Raw genomic sequence first — 13711 nt, forward strand, 5'->3', positions numbered from 1 at the left:
AGCACGAGAAACTTTTTTAATATTCATTTTAGTAAATCTTCCCCTCTTAAGCACAATTATTATAAGCTGTAATAATATCGACCTTATATTACAACAATTAAGCGTTTTTGTGTGGAATACTTGTGGATTTTAGCCATAAACGGGCAAAATACAAAAAAGAGTAGTAAAATATACTACTCCTTGATCTCTGAGCGAACAAAAAAAGGAGCCGAAGCTCCTTAGTAAGATTATTTTCTTAATCCTAGTTTTGTGATTAATTCACGGTAACGGTTGATGTCTTCGTTACGTAAGTAAGTTAATAGGTTACGACGACGTCCAACTTTTTTAAGAAGTCCACGGTTTGAATGGTGGTCTTTCTTGTGTACTTTCATATGTTCTGTTAACATATTGATTTCTGCTGTAAGAACTGCTACTTGAACTTCTACTGAACCAGTATCGTTTTCTGTACGAGCATATTCTTTCATGATTGCTTGTTTTTCATTTTTAGATAACATTGTGATTTCCTCCTAATATCTAAAGACCTTCACGACCGAGAATGATGTCGAGGTAACAAACACCCCAGTTGTAAAGCTTATAAATAATATCATGAATCATTTGATTAAGCAATATAATTCTACTATTATCTACTATTTAGTTTCGTGATTCATAATTAATATTCAAACACAAATGATTGATTTTGAACAGATTGGAGTATGGGTTCAAGATAAGCTTTTAAATCATCTGTATCGATTTCAAAGAAGTCTTCTGTTTTACTTCCTTTTTGGTATAAATATAAGTAAGATTCATCATCAGAAGCAACAATAAGTTTTACGACATATTCTTCATTTAGTTTATCACTGCAAAGATTGTATACTTTCTCATTATCTGTATTTTCAATCCTGATGATTGGTTTTGCATGTTTAACTAAATCTTCAAAAGAAACTTTGTCTGCAAGTGTCAATTTTACAGAAACTCCTGGGTTCTCAGGATACGTCTCTGTAAGATAAACATCTTCATAGTGAGCAAGTGATGTTATCTGGACATATGTCTTCATCGTGTTAGCAGAACATCCCACCAACATCATTAATAATACTAATAATACGCCAATCCTACGCGTCTGATTCATAAAGAATATTTCTCCAATCTTTATTTAACAAATATTATATAGACTACCACTATTTTGGATGTCTTTCAAGAGTCAATTTTCTAACGACTCTATGTCTTAAGTTTCAACTGAACTCATCATATCATATAAAAAATACCCGTAAGTGAAATTTCACGAAATAGTTATCCCGTGTTATACTATTCTCAAATTGGAGGGAAATATATATGAAGAATGTTGCATGGATTGGTACAGGTGTTATGGGTAAACCGATGGCACTACATTTAGCAAATGCGGGTTATGAAGTTTCCGCATATAACCGTACGTTTGAAAAAGCAAAAGCAATGGAACCGAAGGTACATGCTTTTAAATCTATTGAAGAAACTGTAAAGAATGCTGATGTTGTATTCACGATTGTTGGATATCCTAAAGATGTGGAGTCAGTCTACGAAGAAATCATGAAATATGCAAAAAAAGGAGCTATCCTTGTTGATATGACAACGTCATCACCCAGTCTTGCTGTATCACTTTCAAAGAAAGCTCATGAAATGGGTTACGAAATGCTCGATGCCCCTGTAACAGGAGGTGACCTTGGCGCTATTAATGGAACACTATCAATCATGGTTGGTGGCGACAAAGATATCTACGATGAAGTTTATCCTCTTTTAGAAGTCATGGGTAAAACAATTAACTACATGGGTAAAAATGGAAACGGCCAACATGCTAAGTTAGCAAATCAGGCAGCAATTGCTGGTGCCATCTCTGCAACAGCAGAGGCACTCCATTACGCAAACTACCATGAGATTGATATGAATACAATGCTTAATGTTATCGTTGGTGGATCTGCATCTTCTTGGCAAGCAGCTAATAACGGACCTAAAATGATTCAAAAAGATTATGCACCGGGATTTTTTGTGAAACACTTCCTCAAAGATCTCAAACTTATTCTTGATGAAAAAGGACCTTTATACCTCCCAGTTGTGGAAAATGTAACCAAGATGTACCAAGTCTTAAGTGATAATGGTTATAGCGAGGATGGTACTCAAGCCATCATCGAATATTACTTACAAGAGCTCAAATAATAACTAAAAGACACATCCTCTTTAAATCAGAGAATGTGTCTTTTTTAGTTCATATCGTCTTCAGGTAAGATATCCATAAATGGAATCAATACATCATCCAGCATCACAAATCCTGCAAATGTCGTTACGAGACGATTTTCTTCAACAATTAATAATTCTTTTTGAACCCCTTGTTCAATAGCATCTCTAAATACTTCAAACATAGATTGTCCGAATCGGGATTCAAATCGTTCAAATTCAATGCCATCTCTTAATCGTAATCCCATCATTATAAATTCAAACATTTCATCTTCTAGCGTAAGATCAATTGATTCAGCATAAGCATCTTTTTGAAGATACTCTCCGAGTTTTTTGGTCCATGTCTTACGTTGATGATCAACCTTTAGGCTTGAGCCCGGCCCAAGTGCATAAAAGTCTTCATAACGCCAGTAAACTTGATTGTGTTCACTTCGAGATCCTGGAAGGCTAAAGTTTGAAATTTCATATTGTTCGTAACCTGCACTTTCCATGATGTTGATGCATGACAGAAACATTTCTGTTTCAACTTCAACAGGAACTGGCTTAATTCCTTTTCTTCCAAACAAAGAATTGGGTTCAACAGTAAGCGCGTAGATAGAAACATGATCGGGTTTCAATTCAATAACATCACGCATGGATGATTCAAAACTTTCTAAAGTCTGACCAGGCAGTCCATACATCAAATCTAACGAGATGTTGGCGATACCAACTTCACGAAGGAGATCAACACCTTTTTTCACATCATAAAATTTATGATGGCGACCAATTTTTTCCAAAAGATCGTCATGGGTTGTTTGAACGCCAAGACTCATGCGATTCACGCCATAGTCATAGAGAAGTTTTACCTTATCATATGTTAAGTTTTCAGGATTCCCTTCAAATGTCCACTCATAGTCTTGAGAAAGCTTGGGTTTCAAAGCTTGTAGGAGTGCTTCTAGTTGATCATCTTGAAGTGATGTCGGTGTTCCGCCTCCAACATAAATTGTCTTTAAATTTCCAGGGAGTGCATTTATTTGCTGAAGAAGTCGAATCATAAATTGATCTGATATCATTCTCGCGTAGTTAAAACGTGTAAAATCACAATAACCACAGATGTGATCACAGAAAGGAATATGAACATATAGAGCTTCAGTACTCACGTTTCATAACCTCCTTAATTTTCTCTTGAATTAGTAAATCCATATCATAGTTGTTATCGATACATATTGCGTAACAGTACATCATGACATCGGCTAATTCTTTCTTAAGTGCTTCCTCATCTTCGTTAAGACTGTTAAAAAGTTCTTCTGCTTCTTCCTTAACACAGGAAACCAGGAATTCTAAAGTATCACTTTTGTCCCAACCAAAATGACGTCGCATCGCTTCAAATTCTTGAAGCGTTTGCTTATTCATCATCCATTGATAGAACCGACATGAACGCCTCTTGAGGTATTTCTACACTTCCGACTTGTTTCATTCGTTTCTTTCCTTCTTTTTGTTTCTCTAGGAGTTTTTTCTTACGTGAAATATCGCCACCATAACATTTAGCGATAACATTCTTACGAAGTGCTTTAATTGTTGATCGTGCAATAACTTTTTGATTAATGGAAGCTTGAATTGGAACTTCAAATTGTTGTCTTGGAATCAATGTTCTTAATTTTTCAGTAATTGCTTTTCCACGATGGAATGCAAAATCACGGTGAACAATGGTAGAAAGAGCATCCACAATCTCGCCATTTAATAAGATGTCCATCTTAACAAGATTTGATTCACGATATCCAATAAATTGGTAATCAAATGAAGCATATCCACGTGTTGATGATTTAAGACGGTCGAAGAAATCATAAACAATTTCTACAAGTGGCAAATGATACACAATATTCATTCGTGTCGCATCTAATGCTTGCATATCCACATAGATACCACGTTTATTTTGACACAATTCCATAACCGCTCCAACGTAATCTGTAGGAACAATAATTTGTGCTTCAACAAACGGTTCTTCAACATGATCAACACTTGATGTGTTGGGCATTTTTGATGGGTTATCCAGACGAATCATTTCTCCACTTGTCATAAAGACATGGAAAATTACAGATGGTGCTGTCGCAATTAGTTCTAATTGGTACTCACGTTCTAAACGTTCTTGAATAACATCCATATGTAGAAGTCCTAAGAAACCACATCTAAATCCAAATCCAAGCGCTTGGGATGTTTCCGGTTCAAAGACCAAGGATGCATCATTCAATGACATTTTCTCAAGAGCATCACGTAAATCTGTATAACGTTTACTATCAATCGGATAAAGTCCACAGAAAACCATTGGGTTTAACTTACGGTAACCTTCTAGAGGTTGGGATGCAGGTCTATCAGCAAGTGTAATTGTATCCCCTACTTGAACATCATGAATGGATTTGATGCTTGCACCAATCCATCCTACTTCACCTGCAACAAGCTTATTTTTTTTCACTTCGATAGGTGTACGCACACCAAGTTCAGTAACTTCAAAGGTAGCGCCAGATGCCATAAATTTAATTTCATCCCCGACTTTGACTTCACCTTCTTTAATTCGAACAGAAGCAATTACACCTCGATAAGAATCATAGATTGAATCAAAAACCAAAGCTTGTAATGGTGCTGTAACGTCACCCTCTGGTGCCGGAATTTGTGCGACAATACCTTCAAGTACTTGTTCAATGTTTAAACCAGTTTTCGCAGAGATCAGAGGTGCTTTACTGGAATCAATTCCGAGTACATCTTCAATCTCTTGTTTTACACGTTCAGGGTCAGCCGATGGTAAATCAACTTTGTTGATGACAACCATAATTTCAAGATCGTTCTCAATCGCTAGATAAGCATTAGCTAATGTTTGTGCTTGAATTCCTTGGGTTGCATCAACTACTAAAATAGCCCCTTCACATGCAGCAAGTGAACGTGATACTTCATAGGTAAAGTCAACGTGACCTGGAGTATCAATTAAATGGAATATATAATCTTCACCATTGTCAGCATGATATCCTAATTGGACAGAGTTAAGTTTAATCGTAATTCCTCGCTCACGCTCTAAGTCCAATTGATCAAGTAATTGTTCTTGCATGTCGCGTGTTGCGACAGTATTTGTTTTTTCTAAGATTCGATCGGCTAATGTTGATTTACCATGGTCAATATGAGCAATAATCGAAAAGTTTCTAATATTTTTTTGATTCATAAATTTGTCCCTCATAAGTATTTCTTAATATGTTTAATTCGCGGATAAAGCAGAACCATCATTCCCGCTGAAATGATTCCTTGTGCCGCATTTTGAAGCGCAGAGACAAAGAAATATTGAATGTTTCCTACTAGGAAAGCATCAATTGTTGCATAAGATACAACCATCATTAATGCTGCCATTCCAAATGGAAGTGCGCGTTTTGGTGTATCAATATGTTTGCGTAATAAGAAGATTATTACGACTTCAAAAGCTTTAATAAATAGTGTGAAGATTGCGTATTGTGGATATCCTGACATTAAATCAGCCATTGCGGATCCAATACCCGCAGCAAACATTGCTCCCCTAAATGGCAATATAACTGCAGCCACCATAATTACAAAATCTCCAAGATTTAAATAACCATAAGGTAATGGTATTTTCACAAACATGGTGATCGACGCGATAAGGGCAGTCATCAGTGCAATCAAGACCATTGTTTGTGTTCTTTTTATTTCATATTGCTCATTCATTCAAACATCTTCCCTTCCCAATCACGTCCAACGCCATTCGCAAAGTCTTTTATATCCATAGCGGGTTTCCCTGATAATTGAATTCGTGTTAAAACGATATAACCGCCTTCAGCTGCAACCATCATCCCATCCGGTTCAACTGAGACAATTTTCCCAAGTTCATGCTGATGATCTTTCATAATTTTAGAAGCACCATGTAATTTGATAGTTTGTCCTTCAACAACGCCATACCCTACTGGCCAAGGTATTAAACCACGAATGTGGTTGTAGACCTCATCAACATTTCGATTAAAGGAAATATATTCATCATCTCTTTGAATCGTATACGCAAGTGTTACTGCTTCATCATTTTGTTTTTGACGTTCAAGTTTACCATCAAGATAATCTTTTAAGTCTTCATGAATCAGTATTTTAGAAACTTCCATGAGTTTTGCTTCAACATGACCCATCGTATCATCTTCATCAATTGGAACATTTTGGAAAGCCAACATATCGCCACTATCCATTCCAACATCCATATGCATTAAGGTAACGCCTGTTTCCTTCTCACCACGAATGATGGACCAATGAATTGGAGCACCACCACGGAATTTTGGTAATAATGATGCGTGAACATTCAGGCAACCAAATTGAGGATAATCAAGAATTACTTTTGGTACAATCTGACCATAAGCACAAGTAATAATTAAGTCAGGTTTGTAGCTCAATACTTCTTCAAAATCTGTTCGTATTTTGACAGGTTGTAAGACATCAATTTCATTTTTTAATGCCAGTTCTTTAACTGAAGAAGCCTTCAATATTTTCTTACGACCAAAAGGTCTATCGGGTTGTGTCACTACAGCCACAACATCATAACCGTCATCCAACAATTGTTGAAGGATAACACATGAAAAAGGGGTTGTCCCCATAAAAATTACGCGCATTTTATCACATCCTATGCCTTATTATAACACGGTTAATTTATTCATGTATACTTCTCACTTTAAAAGATTAAGTGTGTCAGTTTTCGTCATATGTTCACCTAAGCGTAATTGATATATCGCATCAACTTTGATACAATTAATCTATGAAAAGGAGGATTTGTAATGCCAAATATTAAAAGTAATACCAAACGTGTAAAAACGAATGAAAAATCAGCGCTTAGCAATAAACGCCAAAAATCACAGTTGAAAAATACACTCAAGAATTTTACCGTCGCAGTTGAAAATCAAGATAAAGAGAAAGCAACCGAGTTATTTAGAAATGCAAATACTCTCTTAGACAAATCAATGACGAGTAACATTCATCACAAGAACTATGTAAGCCGTAAAAAGTCACATATTTCTCAATTGTATAATACACTTGATTAACACTGAATTCATTCAGTGTTTTTTTTATGCTCCAACAACTTTCATCAAGAACAATTCAAATGCAATAAACCGATCAACTTTCCCAAGCTTAACACCTTGATCAATAGTTCCTAATTCATTTAGTAGGCTGAGAACCTCCCACGAATTTCGATATTGATTTCTCAATATGAAACCTACTTGCTTGTCACTCATCTCCAAAGTGGATGCAATACGTTCATTACCATATCCTGATTCACTGAGTGCGCCAACTTGATAAAGACGTCTAAGACTTGATGCGACTAATCCCATCAACGCTATTGGGTCAAGACGTTGTGCTAAAAGTTCTTGGTAGACTTCGATAGCAGTTTTACCATCTTTTTTTAGTAATGCATCCGACAACCTAAATACGTTATCATCCAATTCACTTGAGACCAACATTTCAATATGTTTTACCTCAATCGGTTCGCCAACATTTTCAAGTTTAAGCATTTCTTGTTGAAGTCTCACTAAGTCCATTTTTACGCGCCCCGCTAAACTACGGGCCGCTCCCTCAGAAATCTCGAATCGACCTTTAGCTTGTTGGCGAATGTAATGAGAAATATCTGCTTCACGCGGATCTGCGACAACTTTAGTTTTCGCGTTCTTATCCAACATTTTTTTTAATTTCGATGATGCCAATAGTTTTTTTTCTAAGACAAGAACGAATTGAAAATCATTAAAGTGAGTGAGTGTTTCAATTAGAGAAGCCTCATCTAATTTACTCGAATCTTTATCACTGTAACGTAGAATAATAAACTGATAATTGCCAAACAATGAAATCGTATGCATGGCTTCATTCAACAAATCGAACTTAAAATCACGGTCTGCCATATTAAATTCCATACGATCCAAATCACCGTAGGTTGCAGCCGTTGTCTTTTCAATGTCCTTGATTTCCTTATCAATCAGAACTTTATTTTTTCCTATTAAAACATCTATCATCGAATCACCGTTTCTATTATATCAAATCCATGCGATGATGTAGTAATATATCGTAGAAATGGATACAGAATAATCGATATTGTTCCTTCCTTTGATGTTTCCAAGGCTCTCACATTCGCATTATAGAGGGTTCTCTGTACAGACGCATGAGGATGCCCATATGTCTTAGGATCCGAACTTATCATTCCGTAACGTGGCTGTATTGATTTCACAAATAAAGGATCTGTTGATGTTTTAGAGCCGTGATGCCCCAATTTTAAAACATCAATTTGATGATGTGGGAGGATTTTGATGATATCAAGTTCTTGATCACGAGTTGCATCCCCCATAAACATAAATCGTAACCCTTGAACTTCTGTTTCGCATATCAGACTATTTTCATTATCACCTTGATAGGTTTTATCATTGAGCAGAAATCGAAATAAGGGAACTGAAGCGGGCTTTTTATCGATCAATGTCGCTTCAGGATAACGTTCAAGAATGTATTCAACATTACCAGAGTGATCCAAATCATCATGGGTTACAATAAGATAATCAAGTTTAGAAACACCATATTGATTTAGCATTCTCGATAACATACCTTCTTTACTCGGTTTTCCTGTATCGATTAAAACAGTCATTGCATTCAAAGGAAACTGAATCAATGTCGCATCCCCTTGCCCAACATCAAGGTACCTCACCCGAGTTGAGAGAGGAAACAATCCGCTAAAAATCATTAATAATACAACCCACTTTTTATAACCATCTTTTCCTTTAATGGTTATCATAACTAATAACCCTATTCCCACGACACTAGGCGTCCCCACTATTCCTAACCTTTCGATTATGGTTGCATTCATACATTTTGAATATAGGTTCATGATGAATTCAATAACTATAAAGCTTTGACCAAATATAACTGTAAGCAGTGCAGCAATGAAGAGTACTCCAGCCATAAATTGGTGAAATCTAAAGGTTAGTGGTTGAAAAATCGAAAACTTATGAACTTTATGTAGCATCAACAACCCGTTAAATATATAGCGATTTGCATTTGATGTCCTTCTAGAAATATTTGTGTATAAGAAATATCCAAAGGGTAATAAGAACGAAAGGGAATGAGAACACTTGGGAAAGAATGCAAGTAATATCATAATCACATTTTCCCGATTCAAAAATAGTAATAACATAAGTCTTACCAACGAAAAATCGAAATCAAAATAAAATAATCCAAGTACGATCACGCAGCACCGTATTTTTTTAAATTGTTCTTCGGTAAGAAATCTTCGAAAGACACATTTAATCACAAGTAATACGCCAGACACTTGGATTGAAAAGGAGCTCAGCATGGGAAAATCTTCGTGATATTCATTCAGTAAAATTAATTTGGCCCAGTCGTTATCCTTAACTTCATTGGAAATTTTGAATTTTAAAAATGACATACTTTTTAAGGTGCTAACCCGTGGATTATCAATTTGATACTGGGTTCGAATCATAGATTGACGGTATGTTTTATTAACCTCAGTCTTTTCTCCTGTAACTTCAATATAGTCATGAATCTGTCCTTCATATTCTCCCTTAACAAGATATGACTCATTCAATCCTTTCACCGTGTAACTATATGGGTTTATGGTTGTGACGACACCTTTAATTGTATCTTGAGAATGATAAATATAGTGTTGGTGAAAGAGTACTAAGGACAACAAGAGAAAAAGATATCGATGGGTTCTATTGATTCGTTTTAGGTTAATCAAGGCAAATAGTAATCCAACAAGACAATAGATAAACGGTTTAAATTCAACTGCATTTAAGAGTAGTAGCTCATAAACTACAAGCATATTAAATCTTTAATCTTCTCAAATTTCTTAGAACCTATTCCTTTAACATTCATTAAGTCTTCAAGGGTTTGAAATTGCCCTATTTCACTTCGATATAAAACGATTGCTTCTGCAGTTGCGGGACCAATACCTGGCACATCAACAAGATCCTCCACGGATGCAGTATTAATCGAAACTTTTTGTTTTACTGTAATCACAGGTAATGTAATAACATCTCTGTGAAATAAAACTTGATTCAGATTCAATGCTTCATAGTCTATATTAGGCGGTAAATCGATATCTTTTATAACTTCTTGAATTGTTGCGAAAGGTTCAGTCTCAACATCCACACTATTTCCATCGATAACTACAGAAACTGTAATTTGATTTTCATCGTCTTCAATTGGATGAATATCATAGAGAGATAGTAGCGCCAAAATGACGAGACAAATAAGGATTCCAAAAATAAAAACTCGTTGCATGCAATCACCTATTTTAAATTAGGTAATGACACCAACGAGTCCTTATTTATATTATTTGATTTTTAGAATCTTAACTTTGTAAGGTTCGTCAACTTCAACTTCTACGATATCTCCAACAACTGCATCAAGCATTGCTTGTGCAAGTGGTGTTACGTTTGAAAGTTTACCATGTTCTGGATCGGCTTCAACTGAACCAACAATTGAATAAGTTGCTTCTTCGTCAAATTCCATATCTAGAATTGTAACAGTAGCTCCAAGAGAAACTGTTTTATGTTTCTTTGTGGTGCTTTCGATAATTTCAACTTTAGAAATTGTATGTTCAAGTTCACGGATTCTTGCTTCAACACGCGCTTGGCGGTCACGTGCTGTATCATAGTCAGCATTTTCGGACAAGTCCCCTTGTGCACGTGCTGCTTTTAAATCTTCAATAACTTCTGGTCTTTCTACATCGATTAGTTGACGTAGCTCACGATTTAACTCATCAAGACCTTCTTGTGTTACAGGAATTCTTTCTGTCATTTTATCACTCCTTGATTAAAAATTATAACATACTCGCATTAATGATACTACTTATTTTAGTAGTTAACAAATCAATCGCTACAGTATTATGAGCTCCCTCAGGAATAATAATATCTGCATGGCGTTTTGATGGTTCTACGAATTGTTCGTGCATGACACGAACTGTTGTCATGTATTGTTCGATAACATGATCCAATTGACGTCCACGTTTGTTCACATCACGTACAAGACGTCGGATGAAACGAATATCTGCAGGTGCATCAACAAATACTTTAATATCAAGCATGTTTCTGAGTTCTTCGCTATCAAGAATCATTAGCCCTTCGATTACGATAACATCACTGGGTTCAATTGTTTCTGTATATTGACTACGAGTATGATTCATAAAATCATAAACTGGTTTTTCAATCGCTTGACGATTTTTCAGCTTCGTAATATCACTGACGAGCAAATCCATGTCGAATGCAAATGGATGGTCATAGTTTGTATTCAAACGCACTTCCATTGGCAAATGGCTTTGATCTTTATAGTAATCATCCATACGGATAATTACAACATTTTGAGTTTCCTCAAAGTGTCCTTTAAGTATCTTAGCAATACTTGATTTTCCTGATGCACTACCACCAGCAATCCCGATAACAATTGGATTCATACTTTCCTCCTAGTATCCTAGTAATTCTTTTCGAACAGCTTCGTGTTCTTCATAAGTAACTTGGTAATATACTTTACCATCTTTTACATTATTGACATCTGCAATAAAGAATATATAATCGCTGGGCGTATAGTTCAGTACAGCAGTAATTGCCTTTAATGAAGGATTTAGGATTGGCCCTGGAGGCAACCCTTCATAAACATAAGTGTTATAAACTGTATCATGTTGGTTATTTTTAGCGCTCTCACACTCTGTCCATGAATCAAATTCATAGAGTGAATAACAAACAGTCACACTTGATTGAAGTTTCATATTTTGTTTCAAACGATTTAAGAATACTCCCGCAACAAGTTTCATATCTTCGTCAGTCGATGCTTCATATTCTACGATTGACGCTAAAGTCATGATTTCTTCTTGAGACATATCGAGTTTCTTTAAATCATTTTTATATTGTTGGAATTTATCATTTCCATTCTTGATAAGTTCGCGCGTGATATCTTCTTCACTTGCATCCTTTTTAAGGTTGTAAGTATCAGGATAGAGATAACCTTCAAGTTTCACTCTCACATTATCAAGTTTTAGAACGGATGCTGGAATGACTTCATAGTCTTTCATGAGAGACTCAATGAATTCATTGCTATTCCACAGTTCTAAAAATCTTTCAGCCTTAGTATTTGTTACTGCAGCAATTTCTTTCGCAATATCTTTCGCCCAGATTCCCTCTACGAGAGTGACTGTAACATTGTTCGTAGTATCTTTTGAAAAATCAGGATCAGCAAGTCGTGTCAGAATTTCTTTAGAATTTAAAGATTTATCCAATTCAAACGTTCCGTGGAAAGTTTGGTTTTTCTTACTGATTTTTGATTCAATTTTTGTAAAGAATGCCGAACGAATGATCCCCTCTGATTCAAGACGATCTAAGGTTGTTTGGAATGACTCCCCTTGTTTCACTTCAAAAAGAACAGTTTCGCTGTTCTTTGTAACACCTTGGGTATTAACTTTGTAAAGTGCGAAAAAAGAGCCAAGTGCTATAACAAGAGCAACAACAATTCCAACTAAAACACGTTTAGTGGTTGTGGTCATGGTTGCAGTTTTCGTCATGAACGTGTTCTTCAGCTTGAATGATGAATGTATTGAATACTTCTTCAATCATTGCCCATTCTTTTTCTTCAGTAACATTGTTCAATTCGCCTTCCTCAGTGTAAGATGATACAAATACTTCACCTGTTTCATCTGCTGGGTCGACATAAAGGACATAACTCTTATTGTATTCATCATCGTTAAATGTGAATAGAATTTCCATTTCTTTTTCTGATCCATCGTCGTCAATAACTACGATTGTTTTTTCATCTACTGATTTATTTTCTTCCATTATAGGTTTCCTCCATGGTGTTTTACTTGATCTAAGTAAGTTTGTAAGATATGAACGGCTGCAAGTTGATCTACAACTTTTTTACGTTTCTTACGAGAAACATCCAAATCAATGAGTTGGCGATTCGCCACGACACTGGTTAGACGCTCATCCATAAGTACTACATTACAATCAAACCAAGCTTCTAATGTTTCTTTAAATGATTCTGAAAGTTGTGCACGCTCTCCGATATCATTATTCATCATCTTAGGATATCCCAAGACAATCGTTTTAACCTTTTCTTTTTTAATAAGTGACTCTAAAGGTTCCTTAAGTTCATCAACGTTTACACTATAATAAAGTGTTGCATGAGGATGGGCAAACATACCCAATCCATCAGAGATTGCAACACCACAAGTTTTTGAACCTAAATCAAGTCCAATGATTTTTTCAATCATTTATTTTCTGTTTGGCTTAAGTAGAACCGCACAAGTTCTTCTATGATTTCGTAACGTTCAACTTGTTGAATCATTACCCGAGCATTTTTGTGTGAAGAAATGTACGCAGGATCATTTGAAATCAAATATCCTGAGATTTGGCTGACCGCTTGGTAGCCTCTTTCTTCTAAAGCTAAAGTTACTTCATCGAGGATTTCTTTGATCCGATCTTGCTTAACAGACTCTGAATTAAAAGCCATTGTTTCTGTTACATTATTTCGAGACATG

General features: G+C 35.7%; 18 protein-coding genes. 2 read left to right on the forward strand and 16 right to left on the reverse strand.

The window, feature by feature from the left end; all coding sequences use genetic code 11:
- Nucleotides 1–227: 227 nt before the first annotated feature.
- The gene (rpsO, locus tag H9L01_RS09725) at nucleotides 228–494 is read right to left on the reverse strand and encodes a 30S ribosomal protein S15 (RefSeq protein ID WP_187533756.1); all 267 of its coding nucleotides are present in this window, start codon (nucleotides 492–494) and stop codon (nucleotides 228–230) included.
- Between the two features lie 155 nt (nucleotides 495–649).
- Nucleotides 650–1105: a restriction endonuclease subunit S domain-containing protein gene (locus H9L01_RS09730; protein WP_187533757.1), complete on the reverse strand. Its 456-nt coding sequence runs from the start codon at nucleotides 1103–1105 to the stop codon at nucleotides 650–652.
- Nucleotides 1106–1308: 203 nt separating this feature from the next.
- Here H9L01_RS09730 and H9L01_RS09735 point away from each other — a divergent pair, with 203 nt between their 5' ends.
- Complete coding sequence (locus H9L01_RS09735; RefSeq protein ID WP_187533758.1) at nucleotides 1309–2163, forward strand: NAD(P)-dependent oxidoreductase; 855 nt, start codon at nucleotides 1309–1311, stop codon at nucleotides 2161–2163.
- Between the two features lie 44 nt (nucleotides 2164–2207).
- Here H9L01_RS09735 and hemW read toward each other — a convergent pair whose 3' ends face one another.
- Genes hemW through fmt form a run of 5 tightly spaced genes read right to left on the reverse strand, consistent with a single transcriptional unit; the run spans nucleotide 2208 to nucleotide 6803 of the window.
- Nucleotides 2208–3320 (reverse strand): radical SAM family heme chaperone HemW, encoded by a 1113-nt coding sequence (gene hemW, locus H9L01_RS09740; protein WP_187533759.1) that lies wholly within the window; start codon nucleotides 3318–3320, stop codon nucleotides 2208–2210.
- Nucleotides 3310–3576 carry a MazG-like family protein gene (locus H9L01_RS09745; RefSeq protein ID WP_246449021.1) on the reverse strand — a complete coding sequence of 89 codons (267 nt, stop codon included), beginning with the start codon at nucleotides 3574–3576 and terminating at the stop codon, nucleotides 3310–3312. The genes hemW and H9L01_RS09745 overlap by 11 nt, the downstream gene beginning before the upstream one ends.
- Nucleotides 3566–5368 (reverse strand): translation elongation factor 4, encoded by a 1803-nt coding sequence (lepA, locus tag H9L01_RS09750; RefSeq protein ID WP_187533760.1) that lies wholly within the window; start codon nucleotides 5366–5368, stop codon nucleotides 3566–3568. The genes H9L01_RS09745 and lepA overlap by 11 nt, the downstream gene beginning before the upstream one ends.
- Before the next feature lie 11 nt (nucleotides 5369–5379).
- Entirely contained in the window at nucleotides 5380–5880 is a 501-nt protein-coding gene (locus H9L01_RS09755) for an ECF transporter S component (RefSeq protein ID WP_187533761.1), read from the reverse strand.
- Nucleotides 5877–6803 (reverse strand): methionyl-tRNA formyltransferase, encoded by a 927-nt coding sequence (fmt, locus tag H9L01_RS09760; RefSeq protein ID WP_187533762.1) that lies wholly within the window; start codon nucleotides 6801–6803, stop codon nucleotides 5877–5879. The genes H9L01_RS09755 and fmt overlap by 4 nt, the downstream gene beginning before the upstream one ends.
- A 162-nt stretch (nucleotides 6804–6965) precedes the next feature.
- Between fmt and rpsT the strand changes: the two genes are divergently transcribed.
- Nucleotides 6966–7229 carry a 30S ribosomal protein S20 gene (gene rpsT, locus H9L01_RS09765; protein WP_187533763.1) on the forward strand — a complete coding sequence of 88 codons (264 nt, stop codon included), beginning with the start codon at nucleotides 6966–6968 and terminating at the stop codon, nucleotides 7227–7229.
- Nucleotides 7230–7253: 24 nt separating this feature from the next.
- On the opposite strand, the gene holA is transcribed toward rpsT, so the two are convergent.
- Genes holA through H9L01_RS09810 form a run of 9 tightly spaced genes read right to left on the reverse strand, consistent with a single transcriptional unit; the run spans nucleotide 7254 to nucleotide 13710 of the window.
- Nucleotides 7254–8189, reverse strand: a complete 936-nt coding sequence (gene holA / locus H9L01_RS09770) for a DNA polymerase III subunit delta (protein WP_187533764.1) — start codon at nucleotides 8187–8189, stop codon at nucleotides 7254–7256.
- Nucleotides 8186–10003: a ComEC/Rec2 family competence protein gene (locus H9L01_RS09775; protein WP_187533765.1), complete on the reverse strand. Its 1818-nt coding sequence runs from the start codon at nucleotides 10001–10003 to the stop codon at nucleotides 8186–8188. The genes holA and H9L01_RS09775 overlap by 4 nt, the downstream gene beginning before the upstream one ends.
- The gene (locus H9L01_RS09780; protein WP_187533766.1) at nucleotides 9994–10464 is read right to left on the reverse strand and encodes a ComEA family DNA-binding protein; all 471 of its coding nucleotides are present in this window, start codon (nucleotides 10462–10464) and stop codon (nucleotides 9994–9996) included. The genes H9L01_RS09775 and H9L01_RS09780 overlap by 10 nt, the downstream gene beginning before the upstream one ends.
- A gap of 51 nt (nucleotides 10465–10515) precedes the next feature.
- Nucleotides 10516–10983 (reverse strand): transcription elongation factor GreA, encoded by a 468-nt coding sequence (gene greA, locus H9L01_RS09785; protein WP_187533767.1) that lies wholly within the window; start codon nucleotides 10981–10983, stop codon nucleotides 10516–10518.
- 22 nt (nucleotides 10984–11005) lie between these two features.
- The gene (gene udk / locus H9L01_RS09790) at nucleotides 11006–11635 is read right to left on the reverse strand and encodes a uridine kinase (protein ID WP_187533768.1); all 630 of its coding nucleotides are present in this window, start codon (nucleotides 11633–11635) and stop codon (nucleotides 11006–11008) included.
- Between the two features lie 9 nt (nucleotides 11636–11644).
- The gene (mltG, locus tag H9L01_RS09795) at nucleotides 11645–12736 is read right to left on the reverse strand and encodes an endolytic transglycosylase MltG (RefSeq protein WP_246449023.1); all 1092 of its coding nucleotides are present in this window, start codon (nucleotides 12734–12736) and stop codon (nucleotides 11645–11647) included.
- Nucleotides 12702–13007: a DUF1292 domain-containing protein gene (locus tag H9L01_RS09800; RefSeq protein WP_187533769.1), complete on the reverse strand. Its 306-nt coding sequence runs from the start codon at nucleotides 13005–13007 to the stop codon at nucleotides 12702–12704. Before H9L01_RS09800 ends, mltG begins: the two co-directional genes overlap by 35 nt.
- On the reverse strand, nucleotides 13007–13444 hold the full coding sequence (ruvX, locus tag H9L01_RS09805) for a Holliday junction resolvase RuvX (RefSeq protein ID WP_187533770.1): 438 nt from the start codon (nucleotides 13442–13444) through the stop codon (nucleotides 13007–13009). Before ruvX ends, H9L01_RS09800 begins: the two co-directional genes overlap by 1 nt.
- Entirely contained in the window at nucleotides 13441–13710 is a 270-nt protein-coding gene (locus H9L01_RS09810; protein WP_187533771.1) for an IreB family regulatory phosphoprotein, read from the reverse strand. The genes ruvX and H9L01_RS09810 overlap by 4 nt, the downstream gene beginning before the upstream one ends.
- Nucleotide 13711: the final 1 nt, after the last annotated feature.

The sequence above is a fragment of the Erysipelothrix inopinata genome, assembly GCF_014396165.1.
Lineage (GTDB): Bacteria > Bacillota_I > Bacilli_A > Erysipelotrichales > Erysipelotrichaceae > Erysipelothrix > Erysipelothrix inopinata.